The sequence below is a fragment of the Kitasatospora sp. NPDC048540 genome, from assembly GCF_040651175.1.
GTDB lineage: Bacteria > Actinomycetota > Actinomycetes > Streptomycetales > Streptomycetaceae > Kitasatospora.
The window spans coordinates 54,860-77,896 of the sequence record NZ_JBEZIR010000033.1; the positions used below are offsets into that span (position 1 = coordinate 54,860).

21 protein-coding genes, 1 tRNA gene and 1 pseudogene are annotated in these 23,037 nt (G+C 73.2%); 12 read left to right on the forward strand and 11 right to left on the reverse strand.

What is annotated here, in order from left to right; translation table 11 throughout:
• Window positions 1–81 precede the first annotated feature (81 nt).
• Window positions 82–2,202: an MMPL family transporter gene (locus tag AB0D08_RS15965; protein ID WP_359889207.1), complete on the reverse strand. Its 2,121-nt coding sequence runs from the start codon at window positions 2,200–2,202 to the stop codon at window positions 82–84.
• A 67-nt stretch (window positions 2,203–2,269) separates the two neighbouring features.
• Here AB0D08_RS15965 and AB0D08_RS15970 point away from each other — a divergent pair, with 67 nt between their 5' ends.
• Together AB0D08_RS15970 and AB0D08_RS15975 are read left to right on the forward strand one after the other, a co-directional pair.
• Complete coding sequence (locus AB0D08_RS15970; protein WP_359889209.1) at window positions 2,270–2,803, forward strand: MarR family winged helix-turn-helix transcriptional regulator; 534 nt, start codon at window positions 2,270–2,272, stop codon at window positions 2,801–2,803.
• 90 nt (window positions 2,804–2,893) lie between these two features.
• Window positions 2,894–3,622 carry a hypothetical protein gene (locus AB0D08_RS15975; RefSeq protein ID WP_359889212.1) on the forward strand — a complete coding sequence of 243 codons (729 nt, stop codon included), beginning with the start codon at window positions 2,894–2,896 and terminating at the stop codon, window positions 3,620–3,622.
• 83 nt (window positions 3,623–3,705) lie between these two features.
• Here the strand turns inward: AB0D08_RS15975 and AB0D08_RS15980 are convergent, their stop codons facing one another.
• On the reverse strand, window positions 3,706–4,464 hold the full coding sequence (locus AB0D08_RS15980; protein ID WP_359889215.1) for a DeoR/GlpR family DNA-binding transcription regulator: 759 nt from the start codon (window positions 4,462–4,464) through the stop codon (window positions 3,706–3,708).
• Between the two features lie 48 nt (window positions 4,465–4,512).
• Between AB0D08_RS15980 and AB0D08_RS15985 the strand changes: the two are divergent.
• Window positions 4,513–4,638 (forward strand): annotated as a pseudogene (locus AB0D08_RS15985) (DUF4406 domain-containing protein); the annotation flags it as partial.
• A gap of 32 nt (window positions 4,639–4,670) precedes the next feature.
• Entirely contained in the window at window positions 4,671–5,348 is a 678-nt protein-coding gene (locus AB0D08_RS15990; protein WP_359889218.1) for an NUDIX domain-containing protein, read from the forward strand.
• 220 nt (window positions 5,349–5,568) lie between these two features.
• Here the strand turns inward: AB0D08_RS15990 and AB0D08_RS15995 are convergent, their stop codons facing one another.
• Genes AB0D08_RS15995 through AB0D08_RS16015 form a run of 5 tightly spaced genes read right to left on the reverse strand, consistent with a single transcriptional unit; the run spans window position 5,569 to window position 9,731 of the window.
• Window positions 5,569–6,144, reverse strand: coding sequence for a hypothetical protein (locus AB0D08_RS15995; protein WP_359889221.1), 576 nt, complete (start codon window positions 6,142–6,144; stop codon window positions 5,569–5,571).
• Window positions 6,141–7,520, reverse strand: a complete 1,380-nt coding sequence (locus AB0D08_RS16000) for a hypothetical protein (protein ID WP_359889224.1) — start codon at window positions 7,518–7,520, stop codon at window positions 6,141–6,143. Before AB0D08_RS16000 ends, AB0D08_RS15995 begins: the two co-directional genes overlap by 4 nt.
• Window positions 7,517–8,326, reverse strand: coding sequence for an ABC transporter ATP-binding protein (locus tag AB0D08_RS16005; protein ID WP_033826290.1), 810 nt, complete (start codon window positions 8,324–8,326; stop codon window positions 7,517–7,519). Before AB0D08_RS16005 ends, AB0D08_RS16000 begins: the two co-directional genes overlap by 4 nt.
• 32 nt (window positions 8,327–8,358) lie before the next feature.
• Window positions 8,359–9,174 (reverse strand): zf-HC2 domain-containing protein, encoded by an 816-nt coding sequence (locus tag AB0D08_RS16010; protein ID WP_359889227.1) that lies wholly within the window; start codon window positions 9,172–9,174, stop codon window positions 8,359–8,361.
• Window positions 9,171–9,731, reverse strand: a complete 561-nt coding sequence (locus tag AB0D08_RS16015) for an RNA polymerase sigma factor (protein WP_359889229.1) — start codon at window positions 9,729–9,731, stop codon at window positions 9,171–9,173. The genes AB0D08_RS16010 and AB0D08_RS16015 overlap by 4 nt, the downstream gene beginning before the upstream one ends.
• 989 nt (window positions 9,732–10,720) lie before the next feature.
• Here AB0D08_RS16015 and rph point away from each other — a divergent pair.
• Complete coding sequence (gene rph / locus AB0D08_RS16020) at window positions 10,721–13,360, forward strand: rifamycin-inactivating phosphotransferase (protein WP_359889231.1); 2,640 nt, start codon at window positions 10,721–10,723, stop codon at window positions 13,358–13,360.
• A gap of 75 nt (window positions 13,361–13,435) precedes the next feature.
• Here rph and AB0D08_RS16025 read toward each other — a convergent pair whose 3' ends face one another.
• A complete protein-coding gene (locus AB0D08_RS16025; RefSeq protein WP_359889234.1) occupies window positions 13,436–14,302 on the reverse strand; it encodes a universal stress protein in 867 nt (288 codons plus the stop codon).
• A 575-nt stretch (window positions 14,303–14,877) separates the two neighbouring features.
• Between AB0D08_RS16025 and AB0D08_RS16030 the strand changes: the two genes are divergently transcribed.
• Window positions 14,878–16,530 (forward strand): ubiquinol-cytochrome c reductase cytochrome b subunit, encoded by a 1,653-nt coding sequence (locus tag AB0D08_RS16030; protein ID WP_359889237.1) that lies wholly within the window; start codon window positions 14,878–14,880, stop codon window positions 16,528–16,530.
• A 106-nt stretch (window positions 16,531–16,636) separates the two neighbouring features.
• On the opposite strand, the gene AB0D08_RS16035 is transcribed toward AB0D08_RS16030, so the two are convergent.
• The gene (locus tag AB0D08_RS16035) at window positions 16,637–17,035 is read right to left on the reverse strand and encodes a hypothetical protein (protein WP_051814499.1); all 399 of its coding nucleotides are present in this window, start codon (window positions 17,033–17,035) and stop codon (window positions 16,637–16,639) included.
• A gap of 278 nt (window positions 17,036–17,313) precedes the next feature.
• On the opposite strand from AB0D08_RS16035, the gene AB0D08_RS16040 reads away from it, so the two are divergent.
• On the forward strand, window positions 17,314–17,667 hold the full coding sequence (locus tag AB0D08_RS16040; protein WP_359889240.1) for a hypothetical protein: 354 nt from the start codon (window positions 17,314–17,316) through the stop codon (window positions 17,665–17,667).
• Between the two features lie 157 nt (window positions 17,668–17,824).
• Window positions 17,825–18,133 carry a dihydrofolate reductase family protein gene (locus AB0D08_RS16045; protein WP_359889250.1) on the forward strand — a complete coding sequence of 103 codons (309 nt, stop codon included), beginning with the start codon at window positions 17,825–17,827 and terminating at the stop codon, window positions 18,131–18,133.
• A gap of 4 nt (window positions 18,134–18,137) precedes the next feature.
• Here AB0D08_RS16045 and AB0D08_RS16050 read toward each other — a convergent pair.
• Window positions 18,138–18,232 (reverse strand) — tRNA-Ala (locus AB0D08_RS16050).
• A 265-nt stretch (window positions 18,233–18,497) separates the two neighbouring features.
• Here AB0D08_RS16050 and AB0D08_RS16055 point away from each other — a divergent pair.
• The 4 genes from AB0D08_RS16055 (at window position 18,498) to AB0D08_RS16070 (ending at window position 22,318) form a co-directional block, all read left to right on the forward strand.
• Window positions 18,498–18,872 carry a hypothetical protein gene (locus AB0D08_RS16055; RefSeq protein ID WP_359889241.1) on the forward strand — a complete coding sequence of 125 codons (375 nt, stop codon included), beginning with the start codon at window positions 18,498–18,500 and terminating at the stop codon, window positions 18,870–18,872.
• A 233-nt stretch (window positions 18,873–19,105) separates the two neighbouring features.
• A complete protein-coding gene (locus AB0D08_RS16060; RefSeq protein ID WP_359889242.1) occupies window positions 19,106–19,729 on the forward strand; it encodes a hypothetical protein in 624 nt (207 codons plus the stop codon).
• A 201-nt stretch (window positions 19,730–19,930) separates the two neighbouring features.
• Window positions 19,931–20,551, forward strand: a complete 621-nt coding sequence (locus AB0D08_RS16065; RefSeq protein WP_033826300.1) for an L-threonylcarbamoyladenylate synthase — start codon at window positions 19,931–19,933, stop codon at window positions 20,549–20,551.
• A 225-nt stretch (window positions 20,552–20,776) separates the two neighbouring features.
• Window positions 20,777–22,318 (forward strand): Na+/H+ antiporter, encoded by a 1,542-nt coding sequence (locus tag AB0D08_RS16070; RefSeq protein WP_033826301.1) that lies wholly within the window; start codon window positions 20,777–20,779, stop codon window positions 22,316–22,318.
• A gap of 31 nt (window positions 22,319–22,349) precedes the next feature.
• On the opposite strand, the gene AB0D08_RS16075 is transcribed toward AB0D08_RS16070, so the two are convergent.
• Window positions 22,350–22,946 carry an NAD(P)-binding domain-containing protein gene (locus AB0D08_RS16075; protein ID WP_359889245.1) on the reverse strand — a complete coding sequence of 199 codons (597 nt, stop codon included), beginning with the start codon at window positions 22,944–22,946 and terminating at the stop codon, window positions 22,350–22,352.
• Window positions 22,947–23,037 lie beyond the last annotated feature (91 nt).

Sequence of the window (23,037 nt, forward strand, 5' to 3'; positions counted from 1 at the left end):
CGAGGCCCGGGCACTCGAAGGCACCGACGCCGACCACGACCGGAACCTCGGAAGCGCCCGCCGACCCCCGGCACACGGCCACTACCGGGGCCGGGCCGCCACCCGGTCCTCGGGGCGGCCGGGCCACCAGAAGCGCCGGCCGGTGAGGAGGACCAGCGCGGGGACGAGGACGGTGCGCACCAGCAGGGTGTCCAGCAGGACCCCGATGCCGACGATGACCCCGATCTGGGTGAGCGTGATCAGCGGGAGGACGCCGAGGACCGCGAAGACGGCGGCGAGCAGGATGCCGGCGCTGGTGATGACCCCGCCGGTGGAGGCCAGGGCGCGCAGCACGGCGCGGCGGGTGTCGTGCCCGGCCAAGGTGTCCTCGCGGGTGCGGGCGATCAGGAAGATGTTGTAGTCCACGCCCAGCGCGACGAGGAACAGGAACGAAAGCAGCGGGACGTTGGCGTCCAGGGCCGGGAAGTGGTACGCGGTCCGGAACAGCAGCCAACTCGCCCCGAGGGCCGCGAAGTAGGACGCGATGACGGTCGCGACGAGCAGCACCGGGGCGACCAGCGCGCGCAGCAGGAGGACCAGGACGGCCAGCACGATGGCCAGGACCAGCGGGACGACGACCCGGGTGTCGTGCGCGTCGGCGCGGGCCGTGTCGTACGCCTCGGCGCTCTGGCCGCCGACCAGGGCGCCCGCGCCGGGGATCCGTCCGAGATCCGTGCGCAGCCGCTCGATGGTGCGGTCCGACTCGGCGGTGCCGGGTGCCGCGGTGAGGACGGCCTGGGCCGTGGCGTACCGGTCGGTGGCGGGGCCCTGGGTGACGGAGGCGACGCCGGGCACCTGGCGGGCTGCGTCCAGGACCCGGTCGGCGGCTCCGCGGGCGGCCGTGAGGGTGAGCGGGGCGGCGGACCCAGCGGGTTGGACCGCGGCGAGGGTCCGCTGCCCGAGGACCGCCTCCGGGGTCCTGCGGAAGGAGTCGGACTGCGCGAGCCCGGTGTGCAGGCCGAGCGCCCCGGAGGCGAGCAGCAGCAGGACCGCACTGCCGGCGGCCACCGTACGGGCGGGGTGCCCGGCGACGGCCCGTCCGATGCGGGCCCAGACTCCGCGCCGGTCCGCGGCGACCGGCTCGCCGACCTCGGGGACCAAGGGCCAGAAGAGCCGGCGTCCGGGCAGGACGAGGGCGGCGGGCAGGACCAGGAGCCCGAAGGCCATGGCGGTGAGGATGCCGACGGCTCCGGCGAATCCGAGGCCGCGGTTGCCGGTGAGCTGGGCGGCGAGCAGGGTGAGCAGGCTGAGGACCACGGTGGTGCCGCTGGCGAGGACGGCGGGGGCGGTGCCGCGCCAGGCCCGGGCCATGGCGGTGAACCGGTCGTCGGTGAGGCGGAGTTCGTCCCGGTAGCGGGAGACGAGGAGCAGCGCGTAGTCGGTGCCGGCGCCGAAGACAAGCACGGAGAGGATGCCGGCGGCAGAGGCGTCGACCACGACGCCGGCGTGCGGGGCGAGAGCGCCGACCAGAAGGCCGGCGGTGCGGTCGGCGGCGCCGACGACCAGCAGCGGGACGAGCCACAGGACCGGGCTGCGGTAGGTGATCAGCAGCAGGACGGCGACGACGGAGGCGGTGGCGATCAGCAGGCTGACGTCGGCTCCGGCGAAGACCTGGGCGATGTCGGCGCGGAAGGCGGGGCCGCCGGTGACCTCGGCGCGCAGCGGTGCGGGGAGGTCGGCGGCGGCGGTCCGGCGGATCCGGTCGACCGTGGCGGTGTTCCGGTCGTCGGGGGCGTCGGTGCGCAGGAGGACGGCGACGGTGGCGACCCTGTCCTGGACGGTCCGGGGGCGGGCGGCCTCGGGGGCGAGCCCCAGGGCGCCGAGGGCCGTGGCGCGCTCGGTGATCAGCGTGCGCTGGGCGTCGGTGAGCGGGCTGCCGTCGGTGGTGCTGTAGACGACGATGGCGGGCGCCGCCGCGCCGGTGGGGAGAGCTCTGAGGATCTCGGCGACCTCGGCGGACTGTGACCCGGCGGGCAGTGCGGTCCCGGTGGCCCGGGTGGTCGTCGCGTCGGCGGGCCCGAGGGCGAACGCGGCGCCGAGGCCGAGGACGGTGAGCAGGAGGACGATCCACGCCGTGGCGCGGGGCCGGCCGGGGCCGCCGGCGGGGACGGGCGGCCGGGCGGGAGCGGACAGCCGGGCGGGACCGGCCGGGCTTCGTGACACGGGGGCGCAGCCTCATTCGCAAGTAGTTAAGTAACTTAGCGATAGTTACCGTGTCAGAATTCCCGGTATGGCGCAACGTCCACCCACCGGGCCGGGCGGCGCGGCGGGCTCCTCCGACGGGCCGGCCCCGCCGCGGGCAGGCGACGAGCTCTCCCAGGCCCTGCGCGAGGTACTGACCCTCACCCAGCTGGCCCGGGCCGCCCTCGCCGAGCGGCTGGAGATGCCCCTGACCAACGTCGAAGCGGTCGAGCACGTGGTGATGGCCAGGGCCGCGGGCGAGCCGATCGGCCCCGCCGCACTCTCGCGCCGACTCGGCGTCACCACGGCGGCCGGCACCCAGTCGGTCAACCGGCTGGTCGCCGAGGGCCACCTCACCCGCGAGCCGCACCCCAGCGACGGCCGCCGCCAGGTCCTCGACGTCACCGCCGACGGCTTCGACCACGTGATGGGCGAGCTCGCCCCCCTGCTGCGCCTGGTCCACCAGGCCGGCGAGGACCTCGACGACCACGACCGGGCCGCCGCCCGCCGCTACCTCCTGAACGTGGCCGACGCCTACCGCACCTACCTGGCCGCCGACCCGGGGGCCGCCGCGCCGGGCTGAGGACACCGACCCGGCACCCGCCGCGGACGTATGGGCGCCGGTACGCCCTGGACGACGACGGCTGTCGGTGCCGGGCGCTAGCGTGCGGGCGTGCACAGGACCGATGAGATCGTGATCGACTTCGCCGACGGCTCCCGCCTCCGCCGGCCGGAACGCGACGAGCTGACCTGGGCGGTGCGGGAACGGGTCAGCGCGGAGCACCCCTGGCTGTGCGTGCTGCGCGGCGATCAGCTGTACATCCAGGCGTACCGCCACGGGCCGGATGCCTGGCAGGTGGAGCACCGGTTCGGCTCCTCGGACGGGCACCACCAGGCCGTCGGCCACCAGACCTGGGCGGTCACGGAGCAACTCCTCTGGGGGTGGACGGCGGTGGAGCCGGGCTGGCAGGGCCTGGTCGAGTGGCAGAAGCTCGACTTCCCGGCCCGCCAGGTGCCGGTCGCCCACGAGCCGCACGCCCGCACGCGCTGGATCGGCACCCACGAGGACGGCCAGTTCTTCGGCGACGTCACCGGAGCGAGCGGCCTGGCCTGCACGATGGCGCTGCTGCACCGCTTCGACCCGGAGGGCAACCACCTCGGCACCGATTTCCGCCCCACCGCCGACGTGGACACGGCGGAGCGCGAACTGGCGCAGCTGCTGGACGGTCTGCGCGGCGTGACGTACGGCCCCATCCGGATCCGCCCCTTCGCGGTCGACGCGCACGGGCTGCGGTGGGGGCTGATCGACGGCACCGCCGAACGGGACGGCCTCGAGCACTACGAACTGATGCCGCAACAACTCGGCTTCGGGGAGCCGTTCAACGGCCTGTACTGCACCTGACGATCCCGCCCGACGATCCCGCCCGACGACCGGGGCGGCGCCGGAACGCGCCGTCACGCCTCCGGCCGTACCGGCCGTGGCCGTCACCCGGCTGCGAGGATCTCCACGCCGAGCGCCTCGAGTTGACCGATCACCGGGTCGCGGGGGTCGGCGTCGGTGATCACCCCGCCGACCTTCGCCCAGGGCAGCGCCCGGAACTGCGAAGCCGTTCCGATCTTCTCGGACGAGGCGAGGATGTAGGTGTCCGCGGCCCGCGCGGCCAGCGCCCGCTTCATCGCCGCCTCCTCGGCGTCCGCGGTGGTCAGTCCCGCTTCGGGGTGCACGCCGGTGACGCCGAGCAGGCAGAGGTCGGCCGACACGTTCTGCGCGGCCTCGACCGCGGCGGCCCCGCAGGCGACCGCCGAGTGCTTGAAGATGCGGCCCCCGAGGAGGAAGAGTTCCGCCCGCGGATGCTCGAGCAGGGCGACGGCGATCGTCGGACTGTGGGTGATCACCGTGCAGGCGAGGTCCGGCGGGAGGGCGTGTGCGACGGCGAGGGCCGTGGTGCCGCCGTCCAGGATCAGCGTGCCGCCCGGCCTCAGCAGCGCGGCCGCCGCCGCGGCGACCTTCCGTTTGCCGTCCGGGGCCAGCCGCTGCCGGGCGGTGTAGTCCACCACGGCGGGCGATGCGGGCAGTGCGCCGCCGTACACCCGTTGGCACAGCCCCTCGGCGGCTAGATCGCGCAGGTCGCGCCGCACGCTGTCCTCGGAGATGCCCAGTTCGGCGGCGACGTCCTTGGCGACGACCTTGCCCTCGCGGGCGAGCAGACCGAGCAGGTGGTCGCGCCGTTCAGCAGCCAGCATCCGCATTCTCTCCTGTTCTTGCACGTTTCTGCATGTATCGTAGCGCCCGTGACCGACACACCCATGCTCTTCCTGATCGCCGGCCCGTACCGCTCCGGCACCGACGGCGACCCGCAGGCCATGGCCGCCGACCTGGCCCGGCTCGAGGCCGCCGCCTGGCCCGTCTTCGCGGCCGAGATCCCCCACCGCACCCCGCAGGAGGCCGCGTGACCGGCCGCCCCGGGATCGACACCCCGGACCACCGCGGCCGTACCGGCCTCGACCTGGCCGGACGCGGACTGGACCGCAACCCCGGCGTCCGGGTCCGGGACGTCGAACTCACCTCCCAGGGCTGGCACGTCCTGCGCCGCACCACCTTCGACTTCCGCCGCCGCGACGGACGTTGGGAGACCCAGCAGCGCGAGACCTACGACCGCGGCAACGGCGCCGTCGTGCTGCCCTACGACACCCGGCGCGGCTGCGTCCTGCTCACCCGTCAGTTCCGCTACCCGGTCTACGTCAACGACCACCCCGACGGCATGGTCATCGAGGCCGCCGCAGGGCTGCTCGACGCGGACGACCCCACGACCGCCATCCGACGCGAGAGCGCCGAGGAACTCGGCGTCACCCTCGGACCGCTCACCCACGTCCTCGACGCCTACATGAGCCCCGGCTCCGTCACCGAACGCCTCCACTTCTTCGCCGCCGCCTACACCCCGGCCGACCGGACCGGGACCGGCGGCGGACTCGAGGAGGACGGCGAGGACATCGAGGTCCTCGAACTGCCCTTCGCCGAGGCCCTCGCCATGACCCGCGACGGACGCATCACCGACGCCAAGACCATCATGCTCCTGCAATGGGCAGCCCTCGACGGCCCCTTCGCCCCGACGCCAGCTCACCACTGACGGCACCGCCCGCCTCGGCGGTGGCCGGAACCGGCCCGCGCCCGGTGCTGGGTGACCTGCCCTGCACGTCACGGACCGCGCCATCGGCCGCGGCGGCCGCCTCACCGTCCTGGCGCAGGCCCGCGGGCGGGTGGCCAGGGCGTGGCCACCCGCCCGCGAGGGGTGTCGGTGAGGTTCGCCGACCGGAGTGCTCGGCGTCGGGGGTGTGCGCTACCGTCCGCTACCGTCTCGGTCCGGCGACGGCGTACAGCGCGGTGCCGGTCGCCAGGAGGGCCCACGCGGTGGCGGTCGACGCAGCCGTGCCCGGTGGAGTGATCATCCAGCCGGCCACCCGTCCCACGGTGCCGTCCGGAGCCGGGGCGAGGAGGGAGTACGCGAGCCACCCGGTCGGCAGGGTCCACGCGAACGGTGCCCCGCACAGCACCGCCCCGAGCGCGGCCAGGCCGGCCAGGCCGGCGCTGTCCCGGACGACGAGCGAGGCCGGGGCGAGGTCGGGCCCGGCCGCCTGGACCGCCAGCAGCGCCGCACCCGCGGCCGTCCCGATCAGCAGCACATGTGCTGCCCTGCGGGGTATCCACCGGATCGCGGCGGTCCGGTCCAGCAGGTCGTCCTGCCCGCCGAGTCCGATGGAAGCGGCCGCCACGTTCGTGGCGAGGACCAGGAGCGCGATCCCCAGGTCCGCCGGGCCCCTGCCGCTGCCGTGGGTGAAGGCCCACAGCGCCAGTGCGACGAGTGCGACCGCGGCTGCCGAGGTCGGCACCTGCCGTGAACGCGCGTACAGCGTCAGCCACCTCATGGGGACGTCTCCCCCGTCAGTGCCGCGCGCTTGTCCTGGCAGGAGAGCGCGGCGGCGTGCGCCAGGGCGATCCGCGAACGCTGCTCGGCCGCCGGCAGGGCCGGCAGCTTCGCCCAGGACGCTTCGGCGTTCTCCCAGCTGAGCTGCGAGTACGCGTCGGGCGTCCGCAGCGGCTGGAGCCGGTGATCGCCGAGGGCCCAGCTCGCGGCGATGCTCTGGACCGGGACGTCGGCCAGCCCACCGCTCTCCCAGGGGGTGCGCGCCGCGCAGTTCGGCACCAGGCCCTGGGCTACGAGGACGCGGGTCAGTCCGTCGCCCGACGCCTCGGCGATCAGCGGGTCGTCGAAGTCGACCAGCACGACGCCACCGGTGAGTTCGCGGTGGTCGCCGAGCGCGCGCAACCCGGTGTTCTCCCGTATCTCCGTCGGAGCCTGCTCGCCCAGGGCGTCGCGCATCCGGCGCAGTGCCTCCCTGCCGTGCGCCGCGAGTTCGGGCAGGTGTGAGCTGTTCGCCCGGGTCACGCAGACCGGACCGTCGCAGACCATGGCCGCGGCGGCCTTGTCGACGACGTAGGTGTCGCGTACGTCGGCGGGGAAGACCAGCAGGGCCAGGACCGCACCGGCCAGGGCGGGGATGGCTGCGAGCAGCCGGGCCCGCTTGCCCGCGGCCGACAGCAGCGCGAGTCCGGTGGTGAGCAGACCGAGCAGCCACAGGGCCTGACCCAGGTCCACCGAAGCGGACAGGGTCAGCAGCATCTGCCGCGGCTGCGCGGTCGCCGGGGACAGCAGGGCGAACCGGCCGGGTGCGGACGGCAGTTTCTCCTCCGCGTTCTGCTGCAGGAGCATGCACGTCATCAGGAGGCTCAGCACCAGCGCCGGTGGGGTGAGCACCGACGGTACGGCCCGCGCGATGCCCATGCCGAACACGGCGGCGGCGACCAGGGCCAGCACCGCCACCAGCGAGATCGGCAGCCAGCCGAGTGGTAGGTAGGTGGTGGGGCCGAGCGCCACACGGACGGCGCCCACGACGGTGAGGAGGCCGAAACCCGACGCCAGCGGGATCGCCATGGCGGCGGCCGACAGCGTCGCACGGCGCCAGGCCGGCCGCGGTGTGGTCGCCACCAGTTCGGTCATCCGCGAGCGGGACTCGCGCAGCCCGTACACCGCCCCGAAGCCCGCCGCCAGGGGCCACCAGTACAGCAGCCAGGATCGGGTCCACAGGGCCATGGGGGTCCAGTGGGCCGTCCACCCGGCAGTGCCCCTCCACCAGATTCCGTCGATCAGGAAGAAGATCGCCAGGCTGCCTGCGAGAACGACGAGGCCGGGCCACGGGGCGGCCGACCGCTTGAGCTCGGTGCCGAGGAGACGCCCGTTCACCAGACACCCCCTTGACGCCCGGAGCCCTGGAGGAGCGCCGAGTAGCCGCGCTCCAGGGGGCTGTCGCCCGGGTGTTCGGGGCGGCCCGCGGCGGCCAGGTCCTGCGGCGTGCCCTGGAAGACGAGCCGGCCCTTGGCGAAGAGCACCACGTCGGAGCAGGCGGCCGCGACGTCCTCGACCAGGTGGGTGGAGACCACCACACAGGTGTCGCGGCCCAGTTCCTGCAGCAGCTCGCGGAAGCGCAGTCGCTGTGCCGGGTCGAGGCCTGCGGTCGGTTCGTCCAGGAGCAGCAGGGTGGGGTCGTTGACGATGGCCTGGGCGATGCCGGCGCGGCGCACCATGCCGCCGGACAGGGTCTTCATCCGGTGGTCGGCGCGGTCGGCCAGGCCCACCCGTTCCACGGCCCGTTGGACGGCTGCGGGGATGTCGGCCTTGGGGACTTCCTTCAACCAGGCCATGTACTCGACGAACTCACGGACCGTGAACCGCTTGTAGTAGCCGAACTCCTGCGGCAGGTAGCCGATGCGGCGGCGCAGGGCCCGCAGGTCGCCCGAGGCGCTCATGGGGGTGCCGCACAGTTCCAGTTCCCCTTCGGCGGGGCGCAGCACGGTGGCCAGCGAGCGGATCAGGGTGGTCTTTCCGGCCCCGTTGGGTCCCAGGAGCCCGTGGGCGCCGGTGCCGAGTGCGAGGTCGAGTCCGTCGACGGCCAGTTTCCTGCGGCCGGCCCGCACCTTCAGGCCGGTGGCCCGGATCTCCCAGGCGTAGGTCTTCGGCGCGGTGTCGGCCGCGCTCGTTGTGGGCGTCATGCGGCGGTCCCTTTCGAGGGTCGACGATGGTTTCACTGCGTTGAGTAGGTGTTGCGGCGGGCGATCACGGCGCCGGTGCCGAGCGCGAGGAGCAGGCCCCAGGCCGGTAGGTGATCCGGGTGCAGGGCGGAGGGGAAGGCGCCGGCCAGCCAGGCGGGTGCCGCGACGACGACGACCCAGGCGGCCACCAGCGCGACGGCGGCGCGGGTCACCCCGATGACGCTGCCCAGCGCCAGGGCGGTGGAGGTGAAGGCCAAGGAGGGCAGCAGCCACTGCGCCGCCGTCATGGCTCCGGTCAGCCATCCCCCCACCAGGAGCACCGGCACCACCACGGCCAAGGCGGCGGTGGCGCGTCGAAGGAGCAGGGGCAGGCCGGCACGGGCGGTGGAGGCTGTCAGTTCGTGGGCCGGGTCCAGGGCGGGCGACCACGACGCGGCGACCGCGCACAGCGGCAGCACCGGTGCGATCAGTACGACGAGCGGGGCACCCCCCAGGTGCATCGGCGGCGCGGCCACGGCGAGCAGCAGCGCCAGCATGGTGATGCTGAGGGTCATGGCCAGCCACGGCGCCACGACCGGGGCCAGCCAGGCCGGTACCCGCCCGAAGCGCCGGCGCCACGAGGGCGCCGGGACGGCCGCGTCCAGCTGCGGTTCCAACTCGGCCCGCACGGTGGCGACGAGCGAGGCGATGTCGGGTGCCTCGGTGGCCACGGAGGTCGCCAGGCGGCTGCGGCAGGGGGCGCATGTCTCCAGATGGGACTCCAGGGCCCACAGCACGTCGGCGGCCATCGTCGTGTCACCGCGTGCGTAGTCGTCGATCAAGCGCATCGAGGCGTGTTCCCCGCTCATGCCAGTGCCTCCCGCATCGCGATCCGGGCCCGGCGGGCGCGGGTCTTGACCGTGCCTTCGGGCAGTCGGAGCAGCACGGCGGTCTCCCGTACCGTCAGCCCGTCGAGTACCAGTGCCTGTAGTACCTGTCGTAGTTCCGGTGCCAGCTGGCGCAGCGCATCGCCGATGTCCCCGCCGACGGTTGCGGCCAGTACCTCGTCCTCCGCCGCGGGCGCCACGGCCCGCTCGGCGGCTGCGGCCGGCGGGTCGGCATGGTGGGCACGACGCCGGAAGGCGTCCACCAGGCGGCGCGCCGCGATGGTCCACAGCCATCCGACGGCCGTCCCGCCGGCCGCGCTCCCCGCGAACGCGCCGGCGGCGCGCCACACCGCCAGGAAGGTCTCCTGCATGACCTCGGCGACGATCTGCTCGTCCGCGCAGCGACGGCGCAACCGCACGGCCAGCCACGGCGACGTGCGCCGGTACAACTCGTCGAACGCCCTGCGGTCGCCCCTGGCCACCAGCCGGAGGAGGCGTTCCTCGTCCAGCTCGTCCAGTGCTCTCCTGCGTGATCTCACACCAGCCAGACGGCGCCGGAGCCCCGCAGGTTCTCCGCCGTCCATGACCTCCGTCACAGTGCCAGGCGTGGAGGGGTCACCTCCCCACGGAACCCGGCCACCGGCCTCGACCCGGCTCCCGGTGCCCGCGGGCCGATCGGCCGCATCCGGCCTCCCCGGCGAAGCCGTGACCGGGTGTACCCACCGGCTCGCCGCCGCACCGGACGCCGCGAGCCGCTCACACACCCGACCGCTCCGCCACAGCACGCCCCTGGGCACGAAGGCCGGCACCGGATCGTCGGCCTCATCGCGAAGGCGGGGCTACGCCACCGGATCGGCGACGAGAGGAGAAGCCGGCCGACCGGCCGGCGCCGCGAGTCCGCCCGCGCGGCGCCGGTTCTCCGCATCGCTGCCGTGGACACCCCGGCCGGCGCGGACCTGGGCCGATCGAAGTCGGCCGTACTCATGTCCTCGGGCGAGGGTGACGGTGAGGTCATCGTCGGGGCAGCCGGCCGCGATGCCAATGAGAGCCTGACGCTCGCCGGCGCCGGCGGTGAGAGCCCGGCGGGTCCTGATGGAGACCCAGCCGTCGGGGCAGGTGCAGCGGCAGGCGACGGGAGGGCCGGTTGGCGGTGACCGGTGCGCGGGGATCGTCGAGGTCGTCGGCGTAGGTCCGGCTCGGCCACGGCACACACCGCCGTACGCGACGCGCCGCCGCCGCCAGGCGTCCGGCTCCACCGTCCCGGCGGGCGGAAAATGGCGAAGGCAAGGAGATCCATCTCTCCTTGCCTCTCCTAACTTATAGCGCACCGGGGGGCTTGCGGCAAGGCCCCGGTGAGGGCGCAGAATCGTCGGCCGAAGCCACTACCTGCGGAAATGAGGGCACACGACGTGCGGGTGTTGTTGTCGACGTACGGGGGACGCGGTGCTGCCGGAGCGGCGGCGGGAGCGGCGGTGCGGCTGCCGGCCGGTGAGCGGCGACGGAACACGGCCACTTCGGAGGTGTCGCGATGAGCGAGCAGTACGTGCTGGACCTCCAGGAGGTCGACGAGACGCAGATCGCGGTCGTCGGCGGCAAGGGCGCGCACCTGGGCGGGCTGTCGGGGATCGAGGGCGTCCGGGTGCCGTCCGGTTTCTGTGTGACGACGGCGGCCTTCCGGCAGGTCGTGGCGCAGGACCCGGCGGTCGTCGACCAGTTGGACCGGCTGTCGCGCCTGGGCCCGGACGACCGCGAGGCGGTCCGCGCGCTCGGCGAGGAGATCCGCCGGACCGTCGAAGGGATCGCCGTCCCGGACGGTCTCGCCGCCGCGGTCACCGCCGCGCTCGCCCGGCACGGTGAGCAGGCGGCGTACGCCGTCCGGTCCAGCGCGACGGCGGAAGACCTGCCGACCGCCTCCTTCGCCGGCCAGCAGGACACCTATCTGAACGTGGTGGGCCCGGCCGGGATCCTCCGGCACATCAGCCGGTGCTGGGCCTCGCTGTTCACCGAGCGGGCCGTGACCTACCGTCAGCGGGCCGGCATCGACCACCGTACGGTCCAGATGGCCGTGGTCGTGCAGCGGATGGTCCTCCCCCATGCGTCCGGCATCCTGTTCACGGCCGATCCCGTCACGGGCAACCGGAAGGTCGCCGCCGTGGACGCCGGCTTCGGCCTCGGGGAGGCGCTGGTCTCCGGTCTGGTCAACCCGGACGTCTTCAAGGTCCGCGACGGCGAGGTGATCGCCAGGACGGTCGCCGCCAAACAGCGCGCCATTGTCGGCGTGCCGGGCGGCGGCACGCAGGAGGTGGCGGTCGCCCCGGAGCAGCAGGAGCAGCCGTCGCTGACGGATGCCCAGGTCCTGCGGCTGGTGGAGCTCGGGCGGCGGATCGAGGCGCGCTTCGGCCGCCCGCAGGACATCGAGTGGTGTCTGGTCGACGACGACTTCCGGATCGTGCAGAGCCGGCCGATCACCACGCTGTTCCCGGTCCCCGAGGCCGGCGACGCGGAGAACCGCCTCTACGTCTCGGTCGGCCACCAGCAGATGATGACCGACGCCATGAAGCCCCTGGGGCTCTCGATGTGGCAACTGACGGCCATGGTGCCGATGCACGAGGCCGGCGGGCGGCTGTTCGTCGACGTCACCGGCCGCCTGGCGGCGCCCGCGAGCCGCGCCGGCCTCCTGGACCTCATGGGCAAGGGCGATCCACTGGTCAGGGACGCGCTGGAGACCGTCCTCGACCGCGGCGACTTCATCCCCTCGCTCCCGGACCCCGGTACCGGCACAGCTACCGCTGCGCCGCCCGCCCTCAGCACATCCGACCCGACCACCGCCGATCCGGCCACCGCCGACCCGGCCATCGCCGACCCGGCCATCGTCCCCGAGCTGATCGAACGCAGCCGGGCCTCCCTCGCCGCCCTGCGGCGCGACATCCGGACGAAGACCGGACCGGCGCTGTTCGAGTTCCTGCTGGACGCCTTCGAGGAACACAAGCGCCTCCTCGGCGATCCGCTGAACATGCAGGCCATCATGGCGGGGATGGAGGCCACCTGGTGGCTCAACGACACGCTGCTCGCATGGCTGGGTGAGAAGAGCGCGGCCGACACGCTCACCCTGTCCGCGCCCGACAACATCACGTCCGAGATGGGCCTGGCGCTACTGGACGTCGCCGACGCGATCCGCCCGCACCCCGAGGTGGTGGCGTACCTGCGGGGCGTCACGGACGAGGACTTCCTGGACGGGCTGCCGAAACTCGCGGGTGGCACCGAGGCGCGCGACGCCATCGAGGGGTACCTCGACCGGTACGGCATGCGCTGCGTCGGCGAGATCGACATCACCAGGCCGCGGTGGAACGAGCGGCCCAGCACGCTGGTGCCCGTGATCCTCGACAACGTCAGACTCTTCGAACCGGGCGCCGCCGAACGCCACTTCGAGCAGGGGCGACAGCAGGCGGAGCAGAAGGAACGGGACGTCCTCACCCGCCTGCGGGCCCTGCCGGACGGGGAGCGGAAGGCCGACCGGACCAAGCGGATGATCGACCAGGTCCGGGCCTTCGTCGGGTACCGCGAGTACCCGAAGTACAACATCGTCAGCCGATACTCCGTCTACAAGCAGGCCCTGCTGGAGGAGGCCGGGCGACTCGTACGGGCCGGCGTACTGCGCGAGGCGGAGGACGTCTTCCACCTCACCTTCCAGGAGTTCCACGACCTCGTCCGCACCCACCGGCTGGACGGCCGGCTCATCGAGCACCGAAAGGAGGCCTTCCGGTCGTACGAGACGCTCACCCCGCCCCGGGTACTCACCTCGGACGGCGAGGCCGTCGCCGGCGCGTACCGGCGCGAGAACGTGCCCGACGGCGCCCTGGTCGGCCTGCCGGTCTCGGCCGGGACCGTCGAGGGCCGGGCCCGCGTCATCCTCGACATGGCGCAGGCCGATCTCGAAGCGGGCGACATCCTGGTCACCGCGCACACGGACCCCAGCTGGTCACCGCTGTTCGTGGCCATCGCGGGCCTGGTGACGGAGGTCGGCGGCCTGATGACCCACGGCGCGGTGATCGCCCGCGAGTACGGCCTACCGGCCGTCGTGGGCGTCGACCGCGCCACCCGGCTGATCCGCGACGGCCAGCGCATCCGCGTGCACGGCACCGACGGGTACGTCGAACTCCTGCCCTGACCGGTTGTCCGAAGGAGGAAGTGAAGGTGAGGTGCCGTCCAGGCCGGGCCGCGCTGCCAACTGCTCCTACTGCTCCTACTGCCGGGGGCCGGGCGGGGGTACGACGGCGACGGGGCAGTGGGCGTGGTGGACGACGGCCTGGCTGACCGACCCCAGCCGTCCGAGGGGTCCCTCGGGCGTGCGGTGGCGGCCGACCACGACCAGTTGGTGCGTCTTCGACAGGGCCACCAGGTGTTTGGCGGGTCCGGCGCGTACGGCGTCCTCCTCCACCGGGACGTCGGGGTACTTCTCCTGCCAGCCGGCCATGACCTCGGCGAGGAGCCGCTGCTCCTCGGCCAGTACGTGGCCGGACTCGTACACGGGCGGGAGCGCGTGCCCCGGGCCGAGGACGATCGGGTAGCTCCAGGCGTGGATCGCCCGCAGCGGCAGGCCGCGGCGGCGGGCGCTGTCGAAGGCGAACTCGAGGATCTCGTCCGACGGATCGCGGCCCTCCACGCCGACCACGACGCCGTCCGACGCCTCGGCGGCCGCGGCCCGGACGACGACGACCGGGCAGGCGGCATGGGCGGTGACGTGCAGACTCGTGGATCCGACGAGCAGCCCCTGGAACCCGCCGCTCCCGCGTGAGCCCAGGACGAGCAGGCCGGCCGAGGAGCTGAGGGCGACGAGCGCCTCGCGGGGGCTCGCGTCCACGACCTCGCTGCCGACCTCGAGGCCCGGGTGCCGGGCGGCGACGCGGTCGGCGACCATCCGCAGCGCCTCCTCGCCCGCCCCTCGTGCAGCCCGGGCGTCCAGCGATTCCGGAGCCTGGTCGGGCTCCCACAGCCACGCGTGGACAAGGCGCAGGCTCATCCCCCGGGACTGGGCCTCGTCGGCGGCCCAGTCGACGGCCGCGCCCGCGCTCTCGGGATCGTCGACCCCGACGATCACTGGATATGCCATGACTCGCTCCTTCGCCGGCTCGCCCTTCGCTGCGGACATGCGACGCGCCGGGCCCGCCGAAGCACTCCTCGGCGCCGGGAACGCTGCCCTGCTACCGCTGCCCTACTGTCGATCGTCGGACGGCGGTCCGGCACCGGCAACCGGCACCGACTACCGGCACCGTCGGCCGTCCGCAGGCCGGACTCCCGGCGTCCGGGAGTCGGCGGGAGCTCCGGGCGGCGCGGATCGAGGTGCTGGGGGCGGCGCCCTCCGCGCGGGCACCTGCGCAGACACCCACGTACGACACGCCGCGGAGAGCACCGGATGAGCGTGCACCGGCACTCCGGCCGCGCGAACATGGTTGGGTAGCCAATCAACTACTCCCGGTGACATCCCCGGTCGCCCCGGTCCACGGTGGTCCGGCTCGCGACCCGAGGGGATTCCGGCGCCGCAGCCACACGGCCGCCGCACGGCCCGGGCCCGCCCGTCGAGAGGTCCCGTGATCACATCGATCCGCCGGCTCCAGCCGCCGGCCACGCGTTCCGTGCACGACTCATGCCGCTCCGGCGTTCGGGCGGCCCACCCGGGGAGCGGGCATGCGGGCTGACCGGCGGCGTCCGGACTCCAAGGCGACCCCGGCCAGTACCCGGGCCGAGCCGGCCGGCCCGGGCGAGGCCCTGGCCGACTGGACCGACGGGCGCCTGGGCATCTACGCCCTCGCCAAGTCCAACCTCAGGAAGATCTTCCCGGACCACTGGTCCTTCATGCTCGGTGAGATCGCGCTCTACACCTTCGTCATCATCATCCTCACCGGCGTCTGGCTGACCCTCTTCTTCCAGCCCAGCATGTCGGAGGTCACCTACCACGGCTCCTACACCCCGCTGGACGGCGTGCGGATGTCCGACGCGTACGCCTCCACGGTGAACATCAGCTTCGAGGTCCGCGGTGGCCTGCTGATCCGTCAGATCCACCACTGGGCGGCCATCGTCTTCGTGGCGTCGATGCTGGTCCACATGATGCGGGTGTTCTTCACCGGCGCGTTCCGCAAACCGCGGGAGCTGAACTGGATCTTCGGCGCGACGCTGCTCATCCTCGGCATGTTCGACGGGTTCATGGGCTACTCGCTCCCCGACGACCTGCTCTCGGGCACCGGCATCCGCTTCATGGAGGGCGCGGTGCTCTCGGTGCCCGTCGTCGGGACGTACCTGTCGATGTTCATCTTCGGCGGCCAGTTCCCCGGGACGGCCATCGTGCCGCGTCTGTTCACGGTCCACGTCCTGCTGATCCCGGGCATCATGGTCGGCCTGCTGGCCGCGCACCTGATCCTGGTCTTCTACCACAAGCACACCCAGTTCGCGGGGCCCGGCCGCACGCAGAAGAACGTCGTCGGCATGCCGTTGATGCCGGTCTACATGGCGAAGGCCGGCGGCTTCTTCTTCCTGGTCTTCGGCATCGTGGCGGCCATGTCGGCCATCGCCACGGTCAACCCGATCTGGGCCTACGGCCCCTACCGGCCCGACCAGGTCTCCACCGACGCGCAGCCAGACTGGTACATGGGCTACTCCGAGGGTCTGGTCCGGGTCATGCCCGGCTGGGAGATCTCCGTCTGGGGCGGGCACACCCTGAACCTCGGCGTCTTCCTGCCGCTCGTGATCTTCCCGCTCGTCCTGGTCGCGATCTGGGCCTACCCCTTCGTCGAGGCGTGGATCACCGGTGACAAGCGCGAGCACCACATCGCGGACCGGCCGCGCAACGCACCGGTCCGCACGGCCTTCGGCTCCGCGTGGATCTCCCTCTACCTGGTGCTGCTGATCGGCGGCGGCAACGACCTGGTCGCCACCCACTTCCACCTGTCGATCAACGTCATCACCGACGCGGTCCGGGTCGGCTTCTTCGTCGTCCCGGTGATCGTGTTCTTCATCGCCAAACGGTGGTGTCTGGGCCTGCAGCGCCGGGACAAGGAGAAGGTGCTGCACGGCCGCGAGAGCGGGATCATCCGCCGTCTCCCGCACGGCGAGTTCATCGAGGTGCACACCCCGCTCGCGCAGGGCGACCTGTACAAGTTCACGGCACACGACCAACCCCGCCCGGAACCGCTCCCCGTCCGTACGAACCGCAAGGGCAAGCCGCGCCGGCTCGACGTCCTGCGCTACAAGCTCTCCGAGAGCTACTTCGGCAGCACGGGCCAGATCCCCAAGCCCACCGCCGAGGAGCACGAGGCGATCAGCAGCGGCCACGGCCACCACTGACCGCCCTCACCACGACCGACCGTCCTCACCACCGGAGACCTCCGCACCGCGGGGGTCTCCGGCCGTCCGGGCCGGTGACCCGCGTACGCGCGCGGCAGGCGGGGCCTCAGTGGTCGAGCAGCACCGGTACCGCGGCGAGCAGGGCGGTCACCGCCACCGCCGCCAGGCAGACCGCGGCCCACAGCCCGGCCGCCCGACGGCACTTCGAGGCGTAGTCCTGTCCCATCTCCTCCGCCCGCGCGAACGCCCGGTCGAACACACCCCGGGCGTAGCAGAGCCGGTCCCCGGTGTACGCCTGCGCGATCTCCTCCCGCTGCTCCTGGGCGAGCCAGCGGAACTGACCGGCGAACTGCTGGGCGTCCCGTTCGGCCGCGCAGACCTCCGCCTCCCAGACCAGGTACCCCTCGAGCCGGGCCAGGCCCGCGCCGGTCTGCGGGGCCTCTCGCCGCGCGGCCGGGGCGGGACTGCCCGTACGAGCCCGCCGCAGAGACCTCGCCTCGCCCATGAACTCTCCCTCGTCCGCCCGCGGCCAATTGCCCGCCCCGGAACGGCCGGCTCCATCCACCCGCCTTCGAGCGCGCCGGGCCGGCCGGTTCACCACCGAGGCGGACCACTCACTACTATCTGTGACCAATCGGCCCGCAGTCGGTCTGCCACGCCGAGTCCCGCCGGGCGGAGCCGGGCCCGGCTCGACCTGGGCGGCCGGGCGCGTTGGAATTGCCCGGCGGGCGCGGCACCATGGACAGCAGGGCGACGCGTGTCGGCGGGAAGGGAGAGCAGCTGATGGCCGAGGAGCAGTTCTTCCACGCCGGAGCCGTCTACCGCCACTTCGAGGACGGCCGGCCCTCGGGCGAGGGGGTGTTCGTGGTCGTTCACATCGGCAAGGCGCCGGCCGGGTTCCAGTGCCCGTCCGAGGCCGCCGAGGTGGCGTTCGGGTGGCGCCGCGGCCCGGGTGCGGGCGGGCCGGACCACCCGATGGGCGCCTACATGACCACGGACTTCGCCGGCTGGCGCGAGATCGACGACACCGACCTGGCCGAACTCCTGGGCGACAGCCCCGTCCCGGCGCAGGCCGCCCCTCTCCCCGGCCGCCGGGAGCCCACCGACGCCCGACGGTCCCCGATCCGGCACTGGTGACGTCCGGCCGGGCGGCCGACCACCCGTCGGCGGACCGGAGAGCATCCAAGCACGGGCCGCGAATCCTGCCCGGCGCGGGAGGCGACGTACTTCGGGACGCTGTTGAAGCGGTAGGCCCGACCTCTCGTGGGCCGGGTCCACGCTGCTCGGCCCGGACCTGGCGGGCGCGGTGCGGGAGGTCCGCGACCGGCACGGGAACGTCAAGGTCGTCGGGAGCCTGAACCTGGTGCAGACGCTGCTGCGGGAGAGGCTCTTCGACCGGCTCGACCTCTGGGTGCACCCGATCGTGCTGGGCGTCGGGAAGAAGGTATTCGACGGCGGCGCGGTGCCCGCCGACGTCACGCTCCTCGAACCGCGGACCGCCGGTCTGAACGGGACCGTGCACCTTCGCTACGGGCTCGCCGACGGCACACCCCGGACGGGCGACATGAGCGCACCCGGCCGCGGTATCGGCCGCGACGACTGAGGGGCGGAGAGGGCAGGATTCGAACCTGCGCGGGCCCCGAGGGACCCTGCTCGGCCATTGCTGGCCAGGCACCCGATGAACCGCTCCGGGCACCTCTCCCGATCGGGGACCGGCCGTGTTCCGCGGCCCCTTGACGTGCCCTCAGGATGCCCCGGCGGCCTGACCCGGAGCTGACACCGGACTGACCCCACCACAGGTGAGGTCGGCACCTCCCCCAGCGGCGGACCGGTGCCGGCCGGCCACGGACAACGCCGTACGGGTGCCGGACACATCGGCCGTACCCACCTGCCGGCGGCGCGGCGAGGTCCTGCGGGCGCACAAAATGGCTGGTCACGGGTGCGGTCCGTGCAGGACTCTGAGCCGTATGCCTCGACGTCTCATGTTCGTGCAGTTGAAGACCGGTCACGACACCGACCGCGGACCCTCGTGGATCGGGTGGGTGGCCTTCTCGAGGACCTGGAGCACCGCGTACTTCCACGGGAGGACTCTGCGCCGGGCAGGGGGGATGTCCGATGCGAACTTCTACGACGTGCAGACCGACGAGGAGTTCTGGGTCTCCGGGCCGAAGCGGGACCGCACCGACACCCGCTACGGGCCCGCCGGCCCTGAGATCGAGCCGGATGCCGCCGAGGCCTACCACGCCTTCTTGGCGGGTGCGCCCCTGCCGGGGCGGGAGAACGGCCGGCTTCGCACCCGTGCGAGCGGGCTCGAAGGCGCCGTACGAGGCCGGCGCGCCTGAACCGGTACGCGGAGGTGGCTTGACGTTCCTCCCTTGACGCTGCCCGGGCGAGCCCGGCTGCCTCGCCCGTCCGGGTGTCACTACTTGACGGTATGTTTCGACTGCACGGGGGCGCGCGGACGTATCCCGCCTCCGAACCACGCGGAGGCGCCGGGTCCTGCCTTCCCCCGTCACCCCTGTGCGACCTCCGCCGCGGCCACCGGGTCGCGCGCGACACCACACCCTGGAGAGACATGACTTCGCGATTCCGGAGCGCGCGCCTCGGCGCCTCCGCCGTCATCGCCGCGGCCGCGATCGGCCTGGTGGGCGCCCCGGCCGCCCAGGCCGCGCCCGTCGGCACCGTCAACGGCGACTTCGAGGCCGGGAACACCGGCTGGTCGTCGTTCTCGACGCCCTTCGGCGGTGCCCAGCTGATCAACGCGTCCTCCGCCTACCCGGCCCGCTCCGGCAGCTGGAAGGCCGAGTTGGGCGGCCGGGGCTTCACCGGCGTCAACCGGATCACGCAGCAGGTGACCATACCTGCCAACCGGGTTCCGGTCCTCACCTTCTGGCTGCGCGTCCCCCCGCAGGGCCCGGGCGGCCTCGCCTACCGCGAGCTGGACGTCGAGGCGACCGCCCCGGACGGCACCCCGTACCTGCTGGCCAGCCGCACCAACAAGGACGGGAACGGCGCCTACGAGCAGGTCACCGTCACCCTGCCGGACGCCTTCTTCTCCACCACCGAGAAGACCGCGATCCTCTCCTTCATGGTGGTCGAGGACAGCGCCAACAAGGTGCCGTTCCTGGTCGACGACGTGTCCATGGCCTACCGCCTCAAGATCGTCCGCCCCTGGTTCCCGCCGGTGCTGAACTTCTGATCCCCCATCGCCGACGGGAGCCGCGTCGCCCACCGGCGCAGCCGAACGTCGTCGGTACGGCTCCGGGTCGTCGAGCGCAGTGACGCGGGCGACCCGGGGACCCGGGTGCAGGGTGTGCGCCGGCTGCGCCCGGTTTGATCGTCCCCGTGGCAGTGCGTCAAGGATTGTCGCCGGCCGGGGCCGATCCCGTAAGGTCGGCCAATGGCGAAGTACTTCGATGTGCACCCGCAGACCCCCCAGGCCCGGACCATCGGCACCGTGGCCGACAGCCTCCGCTCCGGGTCCCTGATCGCGTACCCGACCGACTCCTGTTTCGCGCTGGGCTGCCGGATGGGCAACCACGAGGGCGTCGAACGGATCCGGTCGATCCGGCGGCTCGACGACCGCCACCACTTCACCCTGATGTGCGAGAACTTCGCCCAGCTGGGGCAGTTCGTCCAGATCGACAACGCGGTCTTCCGCGCCGTCAAGGCGGCGACCCCGGGCAGCTACACGTTCATCCTGCCCGCCACCAAGGAGGTGCCGCGCCGTCTGCTGCACCCGAAGAAGAAGACCGTGGGCGTACGGATCCCCGACCACACGGTCACCCAGGCCCTGCTCGCCGAACTCGGCGAGCCGCTGGTCTCCAGCACCCTGCTGCTGCCCGGCGAGGCCGAGCCGATGACGCAGGGGTGGGAGATCAAGGAACGGCTCGACCACGTGCTCGACGCCGTGGTGGACTCCGGCGACTGCGGCACGGAACCGACGACGGTCGTCGACTTCTCCGGCGGCACCGCGGAGATCGTCCGGTACGGGGCCGGCGACCCCACCCGCTTCGAGTAACGACTCCGGGCCGCCGGGACGGGCAGTACGGGACGGGCGGTGTCGGCCGGCGTGCGCGGCTCGGCGGCGGCGTGTCCCGCGGCCGCGCGCCGCACCCGCCCTGTCCGGCGCTGCTAAGGTCCCGATAAAATCGTCCTGGTGTGCCGGGAAGCCTGGTCGGCTCGGGGGACGACTGCAGCGATCGGGCGGCAGCGACCCCGCTCCTCGTGATGGGGTCTTTCGCAGATGCGCGCCGTGGGGATCGTCCTCTTCCTGGTGGTACTGGCAACCGCCGTGGCCACCTTCGCCCGCCGCTGGCGCGTGCCGGCACCCTCGCTGCTGGTGCTGGCCGGGATCGGCGTGGCGCTGATACCGGGCGTTCCCGCGCTGCACATCCCGCCCCAGGCGATCGCCCTGGTCGTGCTGCCCCCGCTGCTGTACGCCTCCGCCGAGGAGTTGTCGCTGCGCGATCTGCGCACGGTCTGGAAGCCGGTGACGATTCTCGCGTTCGGCCTGGTCTTCGCCTCGGCGGCGGCCGTCGGATTCGTGGCGGTCGCGGTGACCGGCCTGCCGCCCGCGATGGCCTTCGTGCTGGGCGCCGTGCTCGCGTCCACCGACCCGGTGGCGGTCACCGCGCTCGGCCGCCGGCTCGCGCTGCCGGGCCGCGTCCAGGTCCTGGTGCAGGCGGAGAGCCTGTTCAACGACGCCACCTCGCTGGTGCTGTTCAAGGTCGCCGTCGGCATCGCGGTGGCGGCGGGCGGTGCGGTGAGCCTGCTCGCGGCCGGCGGGGAGTTCCTGCTGCTCGGCGGCGGCGGGAGCCTGATCGGCGCCGCCGTGGCCGGGCTGGTGTGGCTGATCCGCCGCCGCACCACCGACCCGGTGCTGGAGACGGTGATCGCCCTGGTCACGCCGTACGCGGCGTACGTGGTGGCGGAGGCCGGGCACACCTCCGGGATCACCTCGGTCGTGGTCGCCGGCGTCCTGCTGGGCCGAGGCGGCCACCGCCTCACCGACGCCCACATCCGCCTCCAACTGCACGCCGTCTACGCGGTGGTGGTGTTCATCCTGGAGAGCGTGGTGTTCAGCATCGTCGGTCTGGAGCTGCCCGCCCTGGTGCGGGACCTGCCCGCGGGTACGGGGTGGTGGCCGGTGCAGGCCCTGGCCCTGGCCGCCGTGCTGATCGCGGTCCGGGTGCTGTCGACGCTGCCGCTGACCCGGGCCGTCAGGCCTTCCCGGGGCCGGATGTCCTGGCGGGTGGCCGGGGTGGTGACCTGGGCCGGTACCCGTGGTGTGATGCCGCTGGCCGCCGCCCTGTCGATCCCGCTGCTCGCGAGCGACGGCACCCCGCTGGCGGGACGCCCGCTGGTGCTGGTGCTGACCACGGCGGTGGTGGTGTTCACCCTGGTCGTCCAGGGGCTGACGCTGGCGGCCGTGGTCAACCGCTCCGGCCTGGCGCTGGAGCCCGAGCACACCGCCCGTGAGGAGGCGGAGGCCAGGGACACCCTCAACCACGTCGCCCTCGCCCACGTCGAGGAGCTCGCGACCCTGGAGGTCATGCCCGAGGCCGTGATCGACCGGGTGCGGCGCGGGCTCAGCGCCCGCCTCGACCGCAGTGTCGACGGCCCGGACGGCAGCACCGTCGACGCCACCTACCGCGAGCTGCGGCACGCGGTGATCGCCGTACAGAACAGCGAGTTGCACCGTCTCTACGACGAGCACCGGATCAGCGACACCACCCGCCGAACGATCCAGCAGGACCTCGACCGTGAGGAAGCCGCACTCGGCTGAGCCTGCCCGCAGGGGCGGTGCGCCGTGCGGGTCAGCGGGCGATCGAGATCGCGAAGGGTGTGAATCCGTCGGCGCGGATGACGTGCGGGACGAAGAGGATGGCGGCCTCGGTGGCGCGGGCGGTGCGGATTCCGCCGAGGTCGGTGATCCAGTCCTGGTGCCAGCCGAGGTCGGTGAGCAGGTCGCGGACGGTCTGCTTGGCCTGCGGGTCGTCGCCGGAGAGGAACGCGGTGGGCGTCCGGGTGAGGGTGGCCGGGGCGGTCATCACCGGGAAGAGCATGGTGTTGAGCGTCTTGACGACGTGGGTGTCGGGGAGTGCCTCCTGGAGCTGCTCGGCGAGGCTCGAGCCGGGGTGGATCAGGTCGCCCGGCAGTCCGTCCGGTCCGTCGACGGTGGCGTTGGAGACGTCGATGAGGATCTTGCCGCGCAGCTCGTCCCGCAGGGCGGCGAGCCGTTCCAGGGAGCCGGCGCCGGGGGTGGCGTTGATGACGACCTCGGCGCTGCGGGCGGCGTCGGCGGCGTCGCCGGGCGCGCGGTCCGCGACGGTCACCTCGTGGCCGGCCCGGGTGAGGGCGGCGGCCAGGTTGCCGCCGACGCGGCCGTTGCCGAGGACTGCGATGCTGGTCATGGTGGTCTGTTCCTTTTCGTCGGTGCGGGTTTGTGGTGTGCGGGTTCGGGGCGTGGTCAGCGGGTGAGGGTGGCGACGGCCTGGGTGTGGA

Coding starts and splice junctions, on each gene's coding strand:
- AB0D08_RS15970 (WP_359889209.1), top strand. CDS start 2,270: ATGGCGCAACGTCCACCCACCGGGCCGGGCGGCGCGGCGGGCTCCTCC.
- AB0D08_RS15980 (WP_359889215.1), bottom strand. CDS start 4,464: ATGCTGGCTGCTGAACGGCGCGACCACCTGCTCGGTCTGCTCGCCCGC.
- AB0D08_RS15995 (WP_359889221.1), bottom strand. CDS start 6,144: ATGAGGTGGCTGACGCTGTACGCGCGTTCACGGCAGGTGCCGACCTCG.
- AB0D08_RS16005 (WP_033826290.1), bottom strand. CDS start 8,326: ATGACGCCCACAACGAGCGCGGCCGACACCGCGCCGAAGACCTACGCC.
- AB0D08_RS16010 (WP_359889227.1), bottom strand. CDS start 9,174: ATGAGCGGGGAACACGCCTCGATGCGCTTGATCGACGACTACGCACGC.
- rph (WP_359889231.1), top strand. CDS start 10,721: ATGAGCGAGCAGTACGTGCTGGACCTCCAGGAGGTCGACGAGACGCAG.
- AB0D08_RS16025 (WP_359889234.1), bottom strand. CDS start 14,302: ATGGCATATCCAGTGATCGTCGGGGTCGACGATCCCGAGAGCGCGGGC.
- AB0D08_RS16030 (WP_359889237.1), top strand. CDS start 14,878: ATGCGGGCTGACCGGCGGCGTCCGGACTCCAAGGCGACCCCGGCCAGT.
- AB0D08_RS16035 (WP_051814499.1), bottom strand. CDS start 17,035: ATGGGCGAGGCGAGGTCTCTGCGGCGGGCTCGTACGGGCAGTCCCGCC.
- AB0D08_RS16040 (WP_359889240.1), top strand. CDS start 17,314: ATGGCCGAGGAGCAGTTCTTCCACGCCGGAGCCGTCTACCGCCACTTC.
- AB0D08_RS16055 (WP_359889241.1), top strand. CDS start 18,498: ATGCCTCGACGTCTCATGTTCGTGCAGTTGAAGACCGGTCACGACACC.
- AB0D08_RS16060 (WP_359889242.1), top strand. CDS start 19,106: ATGACTTCGCGATTCCGGAGCGCGCGCCTCGGCGCCTCCGCCGTCATC.
- AB0D08_RS16065 (WP_033826300.1), top strand. CDS start 19,931: ATGGCGAAGTACTTCGATGTGCACCCGCAGACCCCCCAGGCCCGGACC.
- AB0D08_RS16070 (WP_033826301.1), top strand. CDS start 20,777: ATGCGCGCCGTGGGGATCGTCCTCTTCCTGGTGGTACTGGCAACCGCC.
- AB0D08_RS16075 (WP_359889245.1), bottom strand. CDS start 22,946: ATGACCAGCATCGCAGTCCTCGGCAACGGCCGCGTCGGCGGCAACCTG.